This window comes from Acaryochloris sp. IP29b_bin.137 (assembly GCF_028285745.1).
Classification (GTDB): Bacteria; Cyanobacteriota; Cyanobacteriia; order Thermosynechococcales; family Thermosynechococcaceae; genus Acaryochloris.
On sequence record NZ_JANQOP010000088.1, the window covers coordinates 1 to 19,809 of the forward strand.

At 42.5% G+C, this 19,809-nt stretch carries 12 protein-coding genes and 2 pseudogenes; 7 read left to right on the forward strand and 7 right to left on the reverse strand.

Annotated elements, in window-relative coordinates:
• Nucleotides 1-121 (forward strand): annotated as a pseudogene (locus tag Q0991_RS25095) (IS5/IS1182 family transposase); the annotation flags it as partial.
• 15 nt (nucleotides 122-136) lie between these two features.
• On the opposite strand, the gene Q0991_RS06385 reads toward Q0991_RS25095, so the two are convergent.
• The 5 genes from Q0991_RS06385 to Q0991_RS06405 form a co-directional block, all read right to left on the reverse strand.
• Nucleotides 137-2,275 carry a GGDEF domain-containing response regulator gene (locus tag Q0991_RS06385; protein ID WP_299486529.1) on the reverse strand — a complete coding sequence of 713 codons (2,139 nt, stop codon included), beginning with the start codon at nucleotides 2,273-2,275 and terminating at the stop codon, nucleotides 137-139.
• 784 nt (nucleotides 2,276-3,059) lie between these two features.
• Entirely contained in the window at nucleotides 3,060-4,067 is a 1,008-nt protein-coding gene (locus tag Q0991_RS06390; RefSeq protein WP_299486531.1) for a hypothetical protein, read from the reverse strand.
• 99 nt (nucleotides 4,068-4,166) lie between these two features.
• Nucleotides 4,167-5,717, reverse strand: a complete 1,551-nt coding sequence (kaiC, locus tag Q0991_RS06395; protein WP_299486532.1) for a circadian clock protein KaiC — start codon at nucleotides 5,715-5,717, stop codon at nucleotides 4,167-4,169.
• A gap of 17 nt (nucleotides 5,718-5,734) precedes the next feature.
• Nucleotides 5,735-6,019, reverse strand: coding sequence for a circadian clock KaiB family protein (locus Q0991_RS06400; protein WP_299486534.1), 285 nt, complete (start codon nucleotides 6,017-6,019; stop codon nucleotides 5,735-5,737).
• Nucleotides 6,020-6,091: 72 nt separating this feature from the next.
• Nucleotides 6,092-7,012 (reverse strand): response regulator, encoded by a 921-nt coding sequence (locus tag Q0991_RS06405; protein WP_299486536.1) that lies wholly within the window; start codon nucleotides 7,010-7,012, stop codon nucleotides 6,092-6,094.
• 868 nt (nucleotides 7,013-7,880) lie between these two features.
• On the opposite strand from Q0991_RS06405, the gene Q0991_RS06410 reads away from it, so the two are divergent.
• The 4 genes and pseudogenes from Q0991_RS06410 to Q0991_RS06425 all read left to right on the forward strand — a co-directional run bounded on the left by Q0991_RS06410 (nucleotide 7,881) and on the right by Q0991_RS06425 (nucleotide 13,737).
• Complete coding sequence (locus Q0991_RS06410; protein WP_299486538.1) at nucleotides 7,881-8,168, forward strand: Nif11-like leader peptide family natural product precursor; 288 nt, start codon at nucleotides 7,881-7,883, stop codon at nucleotides 8,166-8,168.
• Nucleotides 8,158-8,430 (forward strand): annotated as a pseudogene (locus Q0991_RS06415) (DUF1830 domain-containing protein); the annotation flags it as partial. The gene Q0991_RS06410 and the pseudogene Q0991_RS06415, both read left to right, overlap by 11 nt.
• A 630-nt stretch (nucleotides 8,431-9,060) precedes the next feature.
• Nucleotides 9,061-13,302 carry a chemotaxis protein CheB gene (locus Q0991_RS06420; RefSeq protein ID WP_299486542.1) on the forward strand — a complete coding sequence of 1,414 codons (4,242 nt, stop codon included), beginning with the start codon at nucleotides 9,061-9,063 and terminating at the stop codon, nucleotides 13,300-13,302.
• A gap of 42 nt (nucleotides 13,303-13,344) precedes the next feature.
• Nucleotides 13,345-13,737: a response regulator gene (locus tag Q0991_RS06425; protein ID WP_299486544.1), complete on the forward strand. Its 393-nt coding sequence runs from the start codon at nucleotides 13,345-13,347 to the stop codon at nucleotides 13,735-13,737.
• Nucleotides 13,738-13,840: 103 nt separating this feature from the next.
• Here the strand turns inward: Q0991_RS06425 and Q0991_RS06430 are convergent, their stop codons facing one another.
• Nucleotides 13,841-14,080 carry a hypothetical protein gene (locus tag Q0991_RS06430; RefSeq protein WP_299486552.1) on the reverse strand — a complete coding sequence of 80 codons (240 nt, stop codon included), beginning with the start codon at nucleotides 14,078-14,080 and terminating at the stop codon, nucleotides 13,841-13,843.
• 1,484 nt (nucleotides 14,081-15,564) lie between these two features.
• Here Q0991_RS06430 and Q0991_RS06435 point away from each other — a divergent pair.
• The gene (locus tag Q0991_RS06435; protein ID WP_299486546.1) at nucleotides 15,565-16,542 is read left to right on the forward strand and encodes a LysR substrate-binding domain-containing protein; all 978 of its coding nucleotides are present in this window, start codon (nucleotides 15,565-15,567) and stop codon (nucleotides 16,540-16,542) included.
• 124 nt (nucleotides 16,543-16,666) lie between these two features.
• Entirely contained in the window at nucleotides 16,667-18,949 is a 2,283-nt protein-coding gene (glgB, locus tag Q0991_RS06440; RefSeq protein WP_299486548.1) for a 1,4-alpha-glucan branching protein GlgB, read from the forward strand.
• An 18-nt stretch (nucleotides 18,950-18,967) separates the two neighbouring features.
• On the opposite strand, the gene Q0991_RS06445 is transcribed toward glgB, so the two are convergent.
• Nucleotides 18,968-19,507 carry a pentapeptide repeat-containing protein gene (locus Q0991_RS06445; RefSeq protein WP_299486550.1) on the reverse strand — a complete coding sequence of 180 codons (540 nt, stop codon included), beginning with the start codon at nucleotides 19,505-19,507 and terminating at the stop codon, nucleotides 18,968-18,970.
• Nucleotides 19,508-19,809 lie beyond the last annotated feature (302 nt).

Consider the following 19,809-nt stretch of genomic DNA (forward strand, 5'->3'; position numbering starts at 1 on the left):
TTGGATGGAGCGCTGTAAGATCCTGACTAAGAACTTTGAGCGAACGCTTGTGAATGCAAAAGCGCAAATGGACTTGTGCTTTGTCAGGCTTATGCTTAAGAGGCTTGCGGCCAGGTCTTAAGATCTCAAATGGGTTCTATAAACATTTGTTTTCAGCTACCTGTTCTCTCACCATGGTATCGACTTGCTCAACAGTTAATGGATGGTAGAAGAAGTATCCTTGCCCATATTCACAGCCTAGGCTTTTGACAGCAGCTAATTGTTCTGCGGTTTCTATCCCTTCAGCAATCGCCTCCATTTTCAACGTATGGGCTAACACGACAATCGTACGGGCAATTTCCAAACGGTCAATGTTTTTGTCAAGACATTGAATGAAGGAGCGGTCTACTTTTAGCGTGTCAACTTTATATTTGTGTAAATAGGTTAAAGATGAGTAGCCCGTGCCAAAATCATCCACATGGATGTGAAGACCTAATGCCCTGAGCTCCGACAATCTCTGGGCTGCTAACTCCGGATTCTTAATTAAGGCACTTTCAGTGATTTCCAGTTTTAAACGAGTTGCGTCAAATCCAGTATCATCAAGGATGTTGGCTACTTGATCAACTAAATTTGGTCTAGAAAAATGGTGACCAGATAGGTTGACACTAATGCCCCACTGTCTGTCAGGGGGCAGTTGTTCTTGCCAAGCATGCATCTGTTGGCACGCTTGGCGGATTGCCAACAGATCTAATTGCACGATCAGATCTGTTTCTTCAGCAATAGGGATGAAGCTTTCAGGTAGTAATAACCCTCGTTGAGGATGTTGCCAACGGGTTAGGGCTTCAAACCCAACAATACTTTGATCCACTAATGAAACAATAGGTTGGAACCGCAAGGTTAATCGCTGGTCTGTAATGCTTCTTCTTAAGTCTTGCTCTAGGGTTAGCTGCCCCTTGACTTGGGTATGCATACTGGCATCAAAAACAGCATAACAGCCCTTGCCATTGGCTTTTGCATGGTACATAGCGATATCTGCATCCCGAATTAGTTCATCAGCCAAGTGATAGCGAGAATGACCTTGAACAATACCAATACTGGCAGAATTGAACAGCTCGTAGTTTCCCAGATCAAAGGGGATGGCTAGCTCAAGATTGATCCGTTTTGCCAAATGGCAGACACTATTGATATCTGCAATCTGCTCTAAGAGAATGGCGAATTCATCTCCACCAAACCGGGCAACCGTATCAGTGGGTCGGATACAGTTTTGTAGCCGATGAGCAGTCGCGATCAGCAACTGATCACCGATGGGATGCCCTAAGCTATCATTGACAATTTTAAAGCGATCTAAATCCACAAATAAAACTGCAAAAGGGGGATTGTTATACCTTTTATTGAGATCAATTAAATGCTGGAGGCGATCTGTAAACAATTCCCGATTCGGCAAATCCGTTAAAGAATCATAGTAGGCATGATGGAAAAGTTGTTGATTGGCCGCTAGCCGTTCGGAAATATCTCGAAATACGATGACCGCACCACGGGGCTGATTCTGATCGTCAAGGATGGGAACAGCGCTATCTTCTATGGGTATTTCCTGCCGATTTTTAGTGATCAAGTAGGTGTTCTCCGGTAAGAGCACATCCTTATGATCTTTCAAAACCTTTTTGAGTGGGTTCTCCAGGCTATTTCTAGCTGTTCCGGTAATCAAAGACATCACATCGTTGATATCTTGACCAATAGCATCTTCCTTCTTCCACTCCGTAATAGTTTCAGCGACTCGATTCATGTACCTCACCAATCCCTGATTATCAGTGGCAACCACAGCATCCCCAATGCTTTCAAGAATGGTATACAACCAAGTTTTCTGTTCCTTAACTTTTTGCTCAGCTCGATGTTTGTGTAATGCAATTTCAATACTCGTCAGCAACTCGATAGGCTCGAAAGGCTTGAGGATATAACTAAAGGGTGAAACAAGTTTGGCTTTACCTAATGTTTCGGAGTCACCGAAAGCTGTTAGAAAAATAATCGGGATATCGAATTGATCGGTAATACAACCTGCAGCTTCAATGCCATCCATGTCCCCATGTAAGTGAATATCCATCAACACTACATCGGGCTGAAATTCCTGGGTCAATTGAATGGCACCTGATCCAGTTTCAACAATTCCAGCAACTTGGTAGCCTAATTTAAGTAATTGATTTTTAATGACTAGGGCTAACAGTTCTTCATCTTCAACCACTAGAATTTTTGCAGGAGTTATGGAGATAGAATGTTGCTGTTGTGGTTGCAGGACTGACATAGAGTTAAGCATTAACACCCTAGCTGAGAGCAATGGATCCGAAGAGAGATCCTTGATCCTAGACTTAGAATTAGAGAGTTCAAACTCCGTCGAGCTAAAGTCTTCACTATCCACGGATATTTGTCACTCACCTGTAGAATGGGAGTTTTCTGTTTTACGGGCTCATCCGTCTGGAAATTAGCCCAATCTAATGTGTGTGGATAAAGTAGATGTAATGCTTGAGGTATCACTGAAATCAGTGTCCCAGGCATTGCTAAACCAATTATGGCAGTTTGAATCTTGAGCATCCCTGATAACCAGTAGATTGAATTCCACGGCATCAAGATTTTCTGTGTATGGGTGGTGCTTAAGACAGCAAATCTTGGCTCTAGTCGCTGAACAGACTGAGAAAAAGGTAAATCATCATGTTGGTGAATAAGGTGGATTCTCACCAACTGAAATGAAAAAGAGATTATCCTAATCAATCGTTCGGATACATCGTATAACCCGTTTAGGTTGGATTGCCACAGATAGCAGTGCCCAGGTGTTCTCAGGGCAATTAGGATGAAATGATTGTGACTCCCCCCTAGCATTTCTGTTCTTATAGCGAAAATTTTGTTTGAAAACCTATAACTAGTTTATTTTCCTGTATTTTATTGAATTGTCTTCAAAATGTAATGTTTTGTAGGTATATATTTCAAAGAATTGCACTTTCAGAGACTGATGGATCCTGTTGACAAGCCCAAAATAGGTATCTTTTCACTTTATCTAGAACAGATTTATATATCTTGCAATAATCCAACCGTTAAATGCACGATTGATATTGCCCCCCTAAACCAGCGATCAATAAATTGGTCATACATGACTGGCTGGCTGAACCTAGGGCAGTATTTAAGTCTGGGCTGCTAAGACGCTCGTAATTACCCACTGCTACTGTCATTTCTGGCAAGGAAGAGATTAAACTGCCAACAAAGTAATGAATTGTTGGGAATAAGCTGTATTGAACGAATTTTGCTTGATAGAGTTCAGACCAGACCGCAAAAAAATCATTCAAGATGTAGCATGATAAACAGAGGACAACGACACCTAGAAAAAATCGAGACCAGCTTGCCTCAAAGGTTGCATCTGCAATATCTTCATATAATTCTGGTCGAGAATATTTCAGCTTTGATTCAAAAAACAGAAAAATACCGACACCACAAAAGCAGACTGTTGTTGCCGTAAAAAGGCTCGTTTGATCTAATCCTTGGCTTACTCTTGAATGATGAAAGAATTGACAAGTCCCTGTTAAAATCCAGTAGACTGAGCTGGCAAAGCCAAACATTAAAAGCGACATCATCATATGCCAGTAAATCAATTTTTTCTCTCGCTTTGCCAATACCATCAAGAATTTTATATTTCTATTTTTTAGTTTTAAAATCCACTTGCAAATAAGAGCAATTGGTGAGACCAAAAATATTAAATAAATATTGGACAGATTGGAGCCAAGAGGTGTGGCAATTCCTCCCAGTCGGCCCAAACCAAACAAAGACACCAACATGATGCCCAATTCTGGAAGATTGGTTGTGGAGTTTATGACGAGAGTGCGCTGATTGTTACTCCATAATGATCCCGCTAAACCAGCGGCTGAACTCGTCGCCAATTCAGTTGATCTTGGAATGGCACCAAAGCTGACTACAATCACGATGAGGAGGGTGAATGCTAAAAAGGGAATTTCACCGATGGAGTGATGGAGTTCTAGAAGAACATTCCGTAAATCTGGCATTAGAAAAAGGACGATTATATTTAGTATTGATATGAATAGTTTGACCATATCATTCAGATAGTTCTGACAGTCAGTCCTGAGATCTAAAATGAGAATCGAAGAACCCAATGGCTGTCAATAACTAGCTTTCTGAGCTGAGAAATCAAACTATTCCCTCATTTCACTCTGCTCATTAAAAAGGTTGTTCAGTCGATTTAATTCATCCGAACTGGCATAGGTGAAGTTCCCTGAGAGAATGCCTGTTACATTACGGAATGGCATACCGATATGCATTCCCGTTCCATCAATGGTGAATTCACGAATCTCCTTATCGTGTTTAGATCCGCGCATCTTGAGTACCGTTATTCCTCTCAACATCTCTCCATACATTTCCACGTATCGGAGCAAGATGATGGAATCAGTAATGGTAGAGATATGAGATTCAGTCACCGAAGCTCCCCCTAACAGAGTGGGGGTCGTTGCAGTAAATAACCCCGCCATTTTCCGATGCTTAATAAACGAGGTTAACCCGATGACAAATTCTCGGAACCCCTTTTCACTAGACACTCGTTCAAGAGCCGAGAGACTATCCACTGCTACTCGATTGGGTTGGTAATCCTCAATGATTTCCTTCATCCTGATCAGGTGATCTTCCAAACCAGATGTTTCGGGGTAGCGGCAGACGACCCTCAAATGGCCATTTGCTGACTCCGTTTCAAAGTCAATGCCCCAACCTGATGCATTGCGAAAGAGTTGGTCTTGACTTTCTTCAAAGGCGAAGAGCAAGCAACGCTCCCCCGCTTCTATTCCTCCACCCATAAATTGAGTCACCATCAGGGTTTTTCCCGTTCCCGTCGCCCCAGACGTGAGAATGATGGAATCGCGGAAAAACCCTCCTCCGCACATATGGTCCAGCTCGTTAATGCCAGATTGGATGCGAATATCCGAAGACTGCTGCTGAAGTTGGATGGCGGAGAGGGGAATAACTTCAATCCCTTGGCGAGGTAAAACTGTAAATGGATACTCCCCTTTTTGATGGGAGGTACCCCGAAATTTGAGGATCTCGATGGTCCGCCGACGCTTCTCCCCTTCTAGGATATTTCGGAGAATAACCACATTATCAAGGACAAACTCTTCTACCCCATATCGAGCAATATCCCCATATTCCTCCGTACGTTCAGCCGTTAAGACTGCCGTTACTTGCAACTGTCTTAGGGCACCAATCAACTGAAACAAATCTCCCCGAATCAGAGCAGTATCTCCCAATTGCGTAAAAATGGCCCCTAATGAGTCAATGGCGACACGCTTGGCCTGGGTTGTCTCAATGGCATATTGAATCCGTGCTAAAACGGGAGCCATGTCGTACTCCCCCGTGACAACGGGTTTTTCACCGAGTACTGGGGAGACATCTACAAACTTCCAGAGATTGTCAGCCTCCCAGTTCTCAATGGTCCACCCAAACCCCTGCATATGTTTGCGGATTGCGGCGGGGGACTCTTCAAACGTGACAAAGACTCCAGCCTCTTGAGCTTCTACAATTCCCTTTGCTAGAAATTGATTGGCAAAAACGGTTTTGGCGCTACCCGCAGTACCTGCTACTAACGTACAAGTCGAGTGAGGTAAGCCTCCTTCAGCAATCAGATCAAAGCCAGGAATACCAGTTTTCAACTTCTCAACAAACGGTGGGGGCTGTTCTTGTTTTGAGGACTCTGCATTCATAGGATTGACCTTAATCACTAATAGGGGCACTCAGGATCTGGTTCGAGTTCCGAAATCACTCGCTCGGATTGGGAGAGATCACCAACCAACCGCTTGATTGGTGGAGGACTTTCTTTAACCAGCGTTGGTGTCACCGTAATGTTGGCAAGTTCAGCCAATTGTGGGGATTTAATCACATCAATTATCTCAATGTCACAATTCTCTTCAAATTCCACTCGGCATATTTGTTTGAGGTTGGTCACTGCTCGTCTGGATAGTAGAGAGTATCCCGAAATATAGAGCTTGAGATGAAGTTTGCTCATCTGACCGAAGTGAAAAGGTGAAGTTCCCACGGAAAAAACGTTTGTAAAATAGGGAAATCTACTAACATCGCTCTAGGACAGCTCATGATGAATTTCGACAGAAGTTGGATCGGGTCGAGGGCCTGCAACAAGATGGAATTTTCGATAGTAGGAAGCCAAGTACCCCATTAGCTGGAGTACCATAATCCTCGCTTCTTCCATATAAGCCTCTGCTTTAACACTCGACATCTGGGCGATTCTCGGTTTAATCGCCATCGTATGTAAGGCAATAACATCCCTAGGGCTAGCTTGGAGAAATCCCAATTGCTGGGCAATGCCACGCATTTGCTCCCCAATACTATGGGTAACTCGAAACTGTCGTTGATCCATGGCGAGATCTAAGAGCTGTGCGTAATACTCAACTAGTCTCTGAAACTCTGCTGAGACCGTTTCTTCCAAGGGCAAATTGCAGTAAAGCTTAGAAGCTACAACTGTGGCCTGATAGTTCGTTAACTGTTCTAAGAGTGAGAGTTCTCGTTCTCGCTGATGCTGCCAATGTTCTGTTTGTGAGGATAACCTCCAACGCTGTCTTTCAATGGCATATCGAATAGAGCGTATGAGTAATCGACTATCAATTTGTCCCTTGACTAGATAATCTTGAGCACCCTGACGTACCGCTTCAATAGCAGCAGCCGTGTCTTCAAAACTACTAAGAATAATAATGGGCAGTTTTGGTGCTTGAGTATGGATCTGATTAAAGGTATGAATCCCATCACAATCAGGTAAGGAGAGATCCAATAACACTAAATCAAAATAAGGTTCACTCAATTGAGATAGTGCACCATCAATGTGTTGAAGGGTAGTAATGACAAACGGAACTGATTGCACCATTTGCATCAAAAGGGTGTAGACAATCCTCCCGTCTCTTCGTTCATCGGCAATTAGGAGAATCCGAATCGGAGCAGTGGAGTTATTCCCCTGAGGTTTACTTATAAATTCACCTTTACCGTTCAATAGCTATCCTTGACTACCAGTAAATCGATATTCGAAGCCCTTAATAAACGTATGCTTGAATCTATACCAATCCACTGCTGTTTCAAAATCAAAGCTACTTATCTAAACGGCTTGTAATGAGCAAATAGAAAAAATATATTGAAATTAGTCAGTTTTGGTATATGACAATCAAAAAATCAAATTTGTAAAGTTGAGTCATAGGCTAGGCAAAACTCAGTGCTTTCGTCAAAACTATATCTTTAAGTTCGATATAAGTATAGTCATGACATAAGACTCGCCCGGATTTTTTAATGTGTAAACAAAATTAATGATTATCGATTGAGAGGTCTGGCCTCTCAAAAAATATTCCAATCCTCACAAGTTTCTCAAATTTGAAATCTATAATTGTAGGGTTTGAGCTTTGTTAATCACTTTTATCTAAAACAATTAATAATACTTATGGATCTCTGTCCTTGTTGTTCTAATACATTACTGAGACAAGTTCGATTTGATCAAGTTTACTGGTTTTGTCTACATTGTTGGGCAGAAGTATCCCCGCTAAAATCTAATCTCTTTCAAAATCAATCCTCTCGCTCTCGACCACATTCTATGCATTTCGTCTCAGATATACAAAAGACCTATCCTAGTCCTAGGAATAAGAAAAGCACTTCGCATTCAAAGTCAAATGCATAATCAAAAAAAGCTCTTTTCAAAAAGTGAAATACTTAAGATAAATAAAAAATGATTAATTTGTTTTATAGGCTCATTTTTACTGATACTGAGGATGATTTTAGTTTTAAGCACTACTCTTAAAATGGATCATTCTTCCTTTCTGAATTCTTTTACCTCATAAGCTGTTTATCTAGTCAATGATCGAGTTGTCAAACTAATGTCTAAAAATAATGTTATAAAATTCTTGGAAGAAATCTCAAGAAATAAGCAATTAAAAGATAAAATTAATGTTGTTTCCAATAAAGATGAATTTATTAACTTAGGTCAAACAACAGGATTTGAGTTCTCGTCTAGAGATATTAATGAATTAATTGATGAGTTGAAGAATAAACCTAAATTTTTAGGTTTGCTAGCTGAATCCATTCTGGCAATATTTAGTCCTGCTCATGATAATTATCCAGCTACTGGTACGCAGCCTTTCTATGGAGAGGATAATGCTGAATAATCAACAGATAACTGACGCGAGTACAACTACACAATCATTGTCATCAGATCCCATTTATTGTAAATACTTAAATCCGACCAATCATATTCAAATCACGAGGATTTCTAACATACCCAACTGGTATTTTGAGCGAGTCGTCTTTCCTCAACAGCAGTTGGCATTTACAGCACCTCCAGGTGCCCGACTGGAAGTTCATACCAGTGAATTAGCTAGCTCGATACTTTCAGATCGGATTCCTTGTATAAGGTTGCAAGTAGACAAGCCCCCTAAAATTTAGGGTATGTCCTTTCTAGATGTTTGAAAAACAATTTCTTGCTAGTCAATTTTTTCGATGGTAGGATAAATTGCTTGAACTTTAATAGTTTGAGAAGATTATTGAGCTAATTTGGGTATCCAAGAATAAAGCAAGAGATAACCTTAACCTCAACTGGATCCAAATCCAGTTGCTGTCTGGAAAAGCTTAGAATCTCGTCTGGATACTCCCTTCAGAAATAATAGGATAGATCTCCTATTGGAGATGGCTTGAGACTGCTCAAGCCATCCTAGAAAAGATTGCAACCTGGATGCTGACTACATCGATCTGCATCAGCAATACCATGCTTGGGATCCTCGAACTCACTGTCATCAGATATCTCCTGAACAAATGTCAGATGAGGCTTCGATGTAAATCAATATTTCATCTTCTTTGTCCTTCTGAGAATGTCAACCTAAAATAAGAACATTCTAAAAACTTAAAAAAATATTAAATATTGTTCATCTTTCATTTGTGCAAGGAGGATTTATGCATCTTCATCTCATTAATGGGTCCTCTAATCGCAAACTTCAACTCTTCCTCTTTTGTGTAGGTGAATAACAGCATGTTGATCCACTCGATTAGAGAGAGGTAATTTTAGTGTCTCAAGGCCAGAATAGTGAGAAGGAGTCAAATCATCACCAAACGATAGATGAGTTCTTCGTCATCGCAATTGGTGCCTCGGCAGGTGGGCTTCAGGCGTTAGAGTCTTTTTTCTCTCATTTACCTGAAAACCCTGGCGCTGCTTTTGTAGTAGTGCAGCACCTCGCACCAGACTTCAAGAGCCTGATGCCAGAAATTCTTCAGCGTCGAACGTCTTTGCCCGTCCGTTCAATTGAAGACAGCATGGTTTTAAGGCCCAATGTTGTTTATGTCCTCCCCCCACGCAAGACCCTGCGCCTTAACAAACAACAACTGAGATTACGCAAACAACCCGACACCCTCAATTACCCTATCAATGAATTTTTTCAATCATTAGCTCAAGAATGGGGAGAAAGAACGATATGTATTTTGCTATCTGGAACGGGTAGTGATGGGACCCAAGGGTTGCAAGATGTTAGTCGTGCAGGAGGTGTTGCTTTGGTGCAGTCACCGGAGACCGCACAGTTCACTAGCATGCCCACAAGTGCGATTCCTTCTGGATTAGTGGATGAAATTCTCTCTCCCCAAGAATTGGCTCAAGTTGTCTATGACATCGTCAGATTGTCTGCGAGCTATCCTGGCTATACCTCAGAAGAGTCTGGCCTCGTCGATCCAAATCAACTACAACAGATTTTGGATATTTTGGCTGAGCGCGAACAAATCGATTTCTCCCACTACAAAATTAGTACGCTGAGTCGCCGGATTACCCATCGCTGTGCCCTTTTACGATGCAGTAATTTAGAGAATTATATTCTCCTGTTGGAGTCATCCGAAGAGGAACAGAAGCTGTTGCGCCAGGATTTATTGATCAACGCAACCCGTTTCTTTCGAGATCCTCCTGCCTGGCAATATTTAGAAACCCAGGTCCTCCCCAACCTGATCGAGGGGTTATCGATTCATCAACAATTAAGGATATGGGTATCCGCTTGTGCAACCGGGGAGGAAGCCTACTCCATGGCTATGCTTGTTGATGAAGCAATGGAACGAGTTGAAAAACCCATCCATGTAAAAATCTTCGCCACCGACTTGGACAGAAATTCACTAGAAACAGCTTCCAGTGGTATTTATCCCAAAAGTATTGCCAATACTATCTCCCCAGAACGATTAGAACGCTACTTCACTGATGAGGGGGAACATTTTCAAGTCAAGCGAGCTCTGCGGGAGATGCTAATCATTGCCCCCCATGATCTCACCAAAAATGCAGGCTTTTCCAAAATGCATTTGGTTAGTTGCCGCAATGTTTTGATCTACATGCAACCCCAACTGCAGCAACAGGTGTTACGCCTTCTGCACTTTGCCCTAGCCCCTCATGGTGCACTTTTTTTAGGAAATTCCGAAACACTGGGAGACTTGGCAGGTGAGTTTGTGCCCTTAGACGCCAAGTGGAAGATTTTTAGCAAGCGTCGCGATGTTCAGCTGCCGTTGGCCCCTCTGACCCAGCATCGGATCCTGAACGCAATTCCTGCTTCAAATCGCTTGAAGTCAAGACGCCCTCAGTTTGACCGATTACTGGGGCAAGTTTATCAGTTTTGTTTTGCTCAAAAGCGACTCACCTGTTTTCTCGTCGATTATGATAACCAGCTTTTACACATCTTTCATGATCTTGATCAACTCTTGGAATTACCCTTAGGGGATCTAAAAGTAGATGTGACGGAGTTAGTCCCCACAGCGTTTAAGTTGCCCTTGAGTACGGCACTTCATCGTGCCAAGCGAGATAAAGAGCCCGTCTTATATACGAACATTAAACTCTCCCATCGAGGAGAGGATTTAACGATCAATCTGCGGGTGAATATTGGTGATGAGACACCAGGGATTGAGGACTATTTGATTGTCGTCTTTGAAGTGGAGACGCATCTCACAGTGGTTCCATCCGTCACTAATTTTGAAATGGATACGGAAGCCACGAAACGAATTACCGAATTGGAGTATGAACTCAACCAAACCCGCGAGAATCTGCAAGTCACCATTGAGGAACTAGAGACCACCAATGAAGAACAGCAGGCAACCAATGAAGAATTGCTGGCCTCCAACGAAGAATTACAAAGTACGAATGAGGAATTGCAGTCCGTCAATGAGGAACTCTACACGGTTAACTCGGGGTATCAAGGAAAGATTCAGGAGTTAATAGAACTCAATAACGATATTGATAACTTACTCCGCAGTACGAATATAGGGGTTGTTTTCTTAGATCAGGACCTCAATATTCGTAAATTTACCCCAGCTGCTACCCGTGCCATCAATATAAGGTCCGCTGATGTCGGCCGTCCCTTAGCCCATTTCACCCATAAACTTGATTATCCAAATTTAATTGAAGATTTAGCTCAGGCAAGTGCGGAAGCCTCCGTGATGAGCAAAGAGGTGGTGATACCTGAAACAGGCGAACAGTTGTTGCTGCATGTGAATCCTTATCTGAGAGAAGATCAAGTAAAGGATGGCATCGTGCTCACCTTTGTCAATATCGACAATCTCAAACAAGTTCAAGGGGCACTCACTGAATTTAGCCACCACCTTGCCAATCTGCATCGTCTAGCTACAACGAACTATAGCAATTTAGAAGACCGCTTTAGTGATTATCTACGCACGGGGTGTGAGCTGTTAGATTACCCCACAGGGATGATCAGTAAGGTTGATGGAGACACATACACGATTGTGTCCTGTGAATCTCAACTACCAGACTTGGATATTATTCCAAATTGTTCATTGTGTGATCCTCATTGCACAACCGTGTTACAGGAAAAAAGAACTATTGTTTACCCCAATGAAGACACGACTGAAGACCATCTCCCCTCTACTGCTGATTCAACCGTGTCTATTGAGTCCTTTATCGGCACCCCCATTTATTTGGACAGTGAGGAAGCCCTCTATGGAACGCTCAGCTTCTTCTCGACGCAAAACAGGCATGCTCATCATTATGCTCATGCTAAAGAGACCATTGAGTTGATGGCTCAAAGTATTGGCCGATTCCTTATTGCCTATCAGGCAGACGTGGCTTTGCGGCAAGCAAACACAGCGCTAGAAAATAGGGTTTTAGAACGGACCACTGAACTAGAAACAGCCAATGCCCACCTCAGCCAAGAACTCCGAGACCGCAAACGGGCGGAAGAGCAACTTCGTGCCAGTGAGAACAAACTATTGGAAGCCCAGCGTATTGCTCGAATTGGTAACTGGGACTATGAGGTGGCAACCAAGGCCCTCCATTGGTCGGACGGAATGTTCCATATCTTCGGACAGGAATTAAGTGAAGGTTTCCCTAAATATTCAGACTTTATTGATTTGTTTTATCCTGATGACCAAGTCGTTTTTGATGAAGCGATTCAGCAAAGCCTGATCAACGGTATTTTGTTTCAGAGGGATTTGAGATTCGAGCATCCTCAAGCAGGTCATAGGCATGTTCATGTTAAATGTGAACCTGTTTTAAATAAACAAAAGCAGGTGATTCGTCTGATTGGCACTGTGTTAGATATTACTGACCGGAAAGCAGCTGAGCAGGTGAAAGATGAGTTCCTAGCGATTGCCAGTCATGAATTGCGCAACCCCTTAGCTGGGATTCATGGATGTTTGCAGCTCCTATCCGATCAGCCCAACCTTTTGCAATCAGAGGAGGGACAAAAACTTCTGACGATTTCAGCTGCTAACTCCCGACATTTGGTGCGGTTAGTGAATGACATTTTGGAAATGGAGCGATTGGAGTCGGGTAAATTTGCACTTCAAAAAACGTTAGTGACAACTACTGAACTTACTCAGCTGGCCCAGCAAAATCTCCAAATGATGATGGAGGAAGCCCAAATCAATATTGAAATCTCTGACCCTGACTTAGAGCTTGAAGTCGATGCAGATCGGATGATTCAAGTCCTGAATAATCTTCTTGAAAATGCGCTTAAATTTTCCTCGCCAGGTTCAACCATTTGGCTGAGTGTTGAGAAATGCACAGGAGAACAACAGCTTATCAATGTGGCATCTGAACCTATACCAACAGTTTTGTTTACGGTTAAAGACCAAGGGCGTGGCATTCCCCGTGATAAGTTTGGGAAAATCTTTGAGCGATTTAGTAAGATTGATGTCTCCAACACTCAATTCACTAAGGGAACTGGGCTAGGGCTAGCCATCTGTAAGCATATTGTCGAAGAACATGGAGGCAAGATTTGGATAGAGAGTACGGTGGGTGAGGGAAGTTGCTTTTTCGTAGCTATCCCGACCTAGCCTTTTGCACAACCTACAAGTTGACCTTAGGGAGTGAAGGCAATGCAGACTAAGCGAATTTTAGTGATTGATGATGATGAAATTATCCGGCTAGTGTTGCAATTGTCTCTATCGACACTAGCTCAATGGCAGGTTCTTACAGCAGCGACAGGCCAGGAAGGCATTAAAATTGCTCAAACTGAGCAGCCGGATGCAATTCTGCTCGACATGATGATGCCAGATATGGATGGTCTGGCTACCATGCACGAATTAAATGCTCAATTAGAAACACAGAATATCCCAATTATCTTAGTGACTGCAAAAGCCAGAATGGCAGACAAACAACAATGGTCTGAACTTGCAATCTCTGGGGTGATTACGAAGCCGTTTGAACCGAGTGAGTTAGTTCCTACCATTCAGACAATGCTGAAGTGGGAGGGGGAGGCAAAAGTCTGAACCTGCCTAGGTTTATTTCTAATACAATTCCAAAGATAAAGGACAAAACCTTTTAGGCATCTCCTCAAAACTTTAGAGATGCCTAAAAGGAGAGTCTCACTAGTCATACAGCAAGGGGACAGTATTGATATTGGCTAGACTCAGCCATCTCACGAATTAGAAGCAGATGGGAATCAAGGTATTGCTCAATGTTTTTGCGGTCTTCTTCTTTCAATCGAAAACGCTGCTCTAATTGTTCTTGCAACCATGAAACTAAACGAATATCATCCCATTTCATCAGAGAGCTGGTGGGAAGTTCTTCAATCAATTGCCATAAGTCATGGAGCAGGGCAGGAGACAACACAGTAAATACCAAAAGAGTTGATTAGCATAAATCTGTCCATTAGAAAAATACTTAATTTTTTCTTTAGATTTCAGCCAATATGATCCTACCGTTACTCATTGAAGCTGCCTTTAGAGTAAATACATCTTTACAAGGTGAAAGCGAAGTTTATGTTGCTAGCACTCAGTTCACACTTTCGACATCCCTCGATAGTTCTTTATTGCTCTACTCCCTCCGTTGACAATTATACTTTTTCGCTGCCGTAGTTTTATTTTTACAACCGAAAGCTTCTAAATCCCACAAAATCCCCAAATTCTCTGTTTATGCTGTGTAATGGGTTATTGCGCAGATAATATAGTCTTGCTTTTGCGCTAGCTGCATCAAATCTACTGTTAGTTCTTGGGAGGTATAGCCTTTTGGAAACTGAAGTGACAACGAGAAAGGAATATCACAACAAAATCAATCAAGCACTTAGTGAATCCTTGGTTGCGAGTCGGATAATTTTGCTAGGTTTGCTCATCACTGTTTTATTGGTAGGTTTTTTTTAGTCACCCCATCATACGGATGCCTGCTGCTCTGACCGCTTCATCAAACTGGAATGGTGGATTTCGCAATGATGAATATGTTCGAATTAGCATATTTTTTTGATTGAAAGTTTGAATTTCCAGCGAAAATCAATTAAATTCTCATACTAAGAAGAAAAATCATCAATTATGCAAGACTTAAGAAGAGTTAGAGAAGGACTGATAGCATAGTTTCAAGCTAAATTTACTGGTCGAGTTCTTCTCGATAACATATTAGAACTCTTGCATAATTGAGCTAACGATATGATATAAGACTAAAAATCCAAGTCAGATCGCGGCATAAATTGAATCAGTAACACATCATGAAACGAATATCGAAAGAGGTTTATTAAAACTGGAAGGAAGCATTTAAGATGCCCAGTACTCATACTCCGATCAAAGGTATCCCTCTGACGATCCAACCCGGAGGGCTATCAAGGTGTGGTATGTCTAATGCCACCTTTGCAATGCATCGCACTTCCAAACGGTGGTATGAGATTTCGGTTAATGGAAAAATTATTGGATCACCCCTGGAATTGGACTTCTACAGATATGACAATTACCAGGTACCAGAGACGCGATCTAATGTTAGAGCTCAAGAATTAACCAAAGTTTAGTTCTGGTGAATTGGGTCATACCACCCCAACTCACTGAGGGTTAGCAAACGGTTAACAGTCGAGGTCAAGAGGAACGGCCCAAAGTTTATACGCTCTTTATTACCATTCCTTGTAATGGGTAAGGTTGCTCATACTCAATTCATAAGGATTGCTTACTGGAAAGGCCAGAACCAACAATTAATCAAGTATTGACGAACACAACACTATAGTTAAGAATTGTAACAGTTTCTTGCCTTAGGTAGAAATACTCAAACTCTAGCTGAATGCGCAGTTGCACTCATACAGCAGTGATCAGTGAGGAGAAAACTATAGTCACAACAAATCAATGCTAACGAAGTATGGGTCAGCGACCATTTCCTCAGAGATCGAAATTCCCTTAAATCTCCCCTTCACCTTGGATCAACTGCAATTGATCCAAGTCATCGCCCAAACGGGGAATTTCACAAAAGCCGCAGAGAAGCTCTATATCTCCCAACCTACAGTTAGCCAAAGAATCCATCACCTTGAACGGGATTTGGATGTTCCTTTATTTCATCGGTCTCATCAGAAGATCCAATTGACCAATGCGGGTGAAATTTTACTGGAATATAGTCACCGAATCCTGGGACTATGCCAGGAAATTCAACGGGCGTTGCATGATCAAAAGAATGCAGAAGCAGGCAATTTAGTGATTGGGGCCAGTACCACGCTGGGAGAGTATCTATTGCCTCGATTGATAGGACGGTATCGGCATCACCACCCTCAGGTTCCGGTGCAGTTGCATATCCAAACGACACCTCAAATTTGTCAAAGTATTGCTGATGGCCAAACGGATATTGCCTTTATAGAGGGACCTGTTCCCTTAGAACTAAAATCTGTCACCCAAGTCACGATGGAGTCAGAAGAGTCCATTGTGTTGATACTTCCCCCTTCACATCCTTTTTGCCAGGTCCCTTGCATCGAGCCTCAAGATCTCTACCAGTTGAAGTTTATGGTCTTCAACTCTCAACAAAAGACTGAGAGCGTGATTGATCCGCAACTTATATTGGGTGATGTTGACCCACATCGGCTCCAGTTGGGCATGGTTTTAGGTTCCCTTGAAGCCGTTAAAAATGCAGTTCAGTTTGGTCTAGGTGCAGCCTTTGTCCCCCTATTCTCAATTCAAAAGGAATTAGAGCTGGGATTACTCCAGAAAGTCGAGATTCGGCAAACAAAAATTAGGCAAAAAATATCAGTCTTAGAAGGGTTTAAAGAGTATCGTCCTAGCACGATAGACGAGTTTTATGAGCATATCCTCAGTCCGTATTTTGCCACCTTTGAATAATTAACCTTATTGCAAAACGACTTTTTCGATATCTTGACTGCTTATTTTTAAGTTGCTAGAGCTTTTTTTGAAACTCACTTTTTAGAAATTTTACTTACTAAATTATATTTAATGAATTACAAATATGTCTATTGATAGAAGGTCTGAGCAATTTGAAAAAATTACTCGGAATCGGCACAAATATCCCTTTAAGGTTCTGGGTCCTCAATGGGTGAAAAACCAAGAAGAGGAAAAACCCACTTGGCAGGTCGTGGTCTATCGTCCTGATGCTGATCAGGTTACGCTCCTTTTACTCGAACAGAATCGGGAGTATGCCATGCGCCCAGATCACCACCTTGGTATCTTTGTCTGTGAGATAGAGCAAGTTCAACGACCGAATTACCTGCTGCGACTCCAAACGATAGAGGGTGAGAAAACGATTCAAGATCCCTATGCCTACCTAGTTGAAGAGTTTTCAGAGTTTGATGCCCATTTATTTCATGAAGGCAAGCATCTAAAGCTCTATGACAAATTAGGGTCTCACATTCTTGAACATGAGGGTGTTCTAGGTGTTCTCTTTTCTGTGTGGGCACCCAATGCCGCCAATGTTTCAGTAATTGGTGACTTTAATGGATGGGATGGTCGAATCCATCAAATGCAACTGGGCAAATCGGGGGTTTGGGAACTGTTTATACCTGGACTAGAAGTTGGGGTGTTATACAAATTTGAAATCAAGAACCAAGAAGGCCATCTGTATAACAAGACAGATCCCAATGGGTTTCAACAAGAGGTTCGCCCCCAAACCGCTTCCGTTGTCAGCAATCTCTCCACATATGCATGGGACGATCAAGAATGGATGCTTCGCCGCAGTCAGACTAATCCCCTCACCGAACCTATCTCGATTTATGAAGTGCATTTAGGCTCTTGGCAGTTTGGATTTTCTCCCTCAAACACTGCTCAAATGAGTGAGGAAAGAGAGATTATGGAACTCTCTCGTGAGGGAAATGACGCAGTAGTCCCGCTTTCCTATCGGGCCTTAGCGGAGTGGCTGATTCCCTATGTAAAAGTGATGGGATTTACCCATATTGAACTGATGCCGATTACGGAATATCCGTTTGATGGATCTTGGGGATATCAGGTCACGGGATATTTTGCAGCTACGAGTCGCTATGGGTGTCCCCAAGACTTGATGTACTTTGTGGATCAATGCCACCAGCATGGGATTGGGGTAATTTTGGATTGGGTGCCGGGTCACTTTGCAAAAGATGAGCACGGTTTAGCATTTTTCGATGGAACCCACCTTTATGAATATGAGGATTCACGCAAAGGAGAGCATTTAGAGTGGGGAACGCTGGTCTTTGACTATGGCAAGCCTCAAGTTCGGAACTTTTTGATCTCCAGCGCCCTGTTTTGGTTTGATAAATACCACATTGATGGCATCCGAGTAGATGCTGTTGCCTCCATGCTGTATCTCGATTATGACCGTGAGGATGGAGCTTGGATTGCCAACGAGAATGGCGGGCGAGAGCATACGGAGGCCATCCAATTTCTCCGTCAGATGAATCACACCTTGTTCACTGAGTACCCCGGTATTTTATCCATTGCCGAAGAATCCACCGCTTGGCCGCTGGTGACGGGGCCACCTGATACAGGCGGTTTGGGTTTTAATTTGAAGTGGAATATGGGCTGGATGCATGACACGCTTCAGTATTGCGAGATGAATCCTTGGTTTCGCCAATACCACCAAAACAAGTTAACCTTCAGCCTCACCTACGCCTTTAGTGAGAACTACATCTTAGCCCTCTCCCATGACGAAGTGGTGCATGGCAAGCGGCATTTATTAAGCAAAATTCCAGGGGATGAGTGGCAACAGTTTGCGACCGTTCGCTGCCTGTTGATCTTCATGTTCACCCATCCGGGAAAACAGACCCTGTTTATGGGGATGGAGTTGGGACAAGTCCATGAATGGGATGTAACTCAACAATTAGATTGGTATCTCTTAGAGCAAACTCATCATCAGCAATTGCAAAGCTTCGTGGCTGATTTGAATTTTTTCTACCGAGACCAACCCAGTTTATATTCTCAGGATTTTGAGGACGGTGGGTTTGAGTGGATCGATTGCAATGACGCTCAGCAAAGCATCATTTCCTATATTCGTCGAGATTCCATTCGTGATCGGTTTCTCATTATCATCTGCAACTTCACCCCTGAAGTCCATCAACAGTATCGAATTGGTGTTCCTAAACTTGGAATCTATCAAGAACTTTTTAATAGTGATGATCACATTTATGGTGGCAGCCAAGTTGGGAATGAAAACTGGATTGTGGCGGAGGAACTGTCTTATCACTATCAGCCCTATTCTCTCTGCCTTACGTTACCCCCTCTCGCTGGCATCATATTGCAATGGGTACCTGAGGTTGACGAATAACAAGTTGGCGAAGATTCTCTATTCTGGCCTGGAAAATCCATCTGGGAATGTTGTGTTCAAATCATAAATTGCCCCACGCAGATTAACACCTTGGGTATGAAGCAAATTGCACCGACTAAGAAGGGTTCCATTTAACTGAGCATCGGTCATAACTGCACTGGTTAAAGTCGCCCCCCTTAAATCAGCCCTAGAAAGATCGGCTCTCTCCAAAACCGACACATGCAGATTTGCGCCCATAAGATTAGCATCGGACAATTGACAGTCTCTCAGAATTGCGCCAATTAACTTGGCATTCTGAAGTTGAGCTTGACGAAGATGGGCTTTCTCAAGCATTACCCTGGACAAATTCGCTCCTAAAAAGTGAGCTTGATCTAAATTAGCTCCCTCCAAATTGGCATAGGCGAGATTGGCATGATGCAAAAAGCTGCCATTGAGGTTAACACCCTTGAGTTGGGCTTCAAAAAGATTGCCATGATTTAAATCAACCCCAGAAAAATTCCGCTCCCCTCGTTCGTATTGCGATAGTAGTTCTTCGACTGTGATTTTTCTTCTTCGCATCTTTTAATGAATCAAGACTCGCGACAGTATGAATGCAATCGAGAAAGAGGGAAAAATGTTAATTGACTTTACAAAAATTTATATTAATAGAGGTATGTTTCAACTTTTCTTTATAAATGCTTAACGTTTTGGATCGCTGTGGTCTTACTTTTTTTGCTGGCTTCCATCCTTCAGGCGTTAATTTGGAGAATGTAAGGACATCTCTTAATAGGCGACAATTACATAGACCGAATACATGACCGCCTGACAATTACATAGGCCTCTCTGAGAATCAGGATCTAGTCAAGCAAGAGATCTGAATT

Excerpts from the sequence above, each read along its gene's own strand:
- Q0991_RS06410 (WP_299486538.1), top strand. The coding sequence starts at position 7,881 with ATGTCTAAAAATAATGTTATAAAATTCTTGGAAGAAATCTCAAGAAAT.
- glgB (WP_299486548.1), top strand. The coding sequence starts at position 16,667 with ATGTCTATTGATAGAAGGTCTGAGCAATTTGAAAAAATTACTCGGAAT.
- Q0991_RS06385 (WP_299486529.1), bottom strand. The coding sequence starts at position 2,275 with ATGTCAGTCCTGCAACCACAACAGCAACATTCTATCTCCATAACTCCT.
- Q0991_RS06445 (WP_299486550.1), bottom strand. The coding sequence starts at position 19,507 with ATGCGAAGAAGAAAAATCACAGTCGAAGAACTACTATCGCAATACGAA.
- Q0991_RS06425 (WP_299486544.1), top strand. The coding sequence starts at position 13,345 with ATGCAGACTAAGCGAATTTTAGTGATTGATGATGATGAAATTATCCGG.
- Q0991_RS06400 (WP_299486534.1), bottom strand. The coding sequence starts at position 6,019 with ATGAGCAAACTTCATCTCAAGCTCTATATTTCGGGATACTCTCTACTA.
- kaiC (WP_299486532.1), bottom strand. The coding sequence starts at position 5,717 with ATGAATGCAGAGTCCTCAAAACAAGAACAGCCCCCACCGTTTGTTGAG.
- Q0991_RS06390 (WP_299486531.1), bottom strand. The coding sequence starts at position 4,067 with ATGGTCAAACTATTCATATCAATACTAAATATAATCGTCCTTTTTCTA.
- Q0991_RS06435 (WP_299486546.1), top strand. The coding sequence starts at position 15,565 with ATGCTAACGAAGTATGGGTCAGCGACCATTTCCTCAGAGATCGAAATT.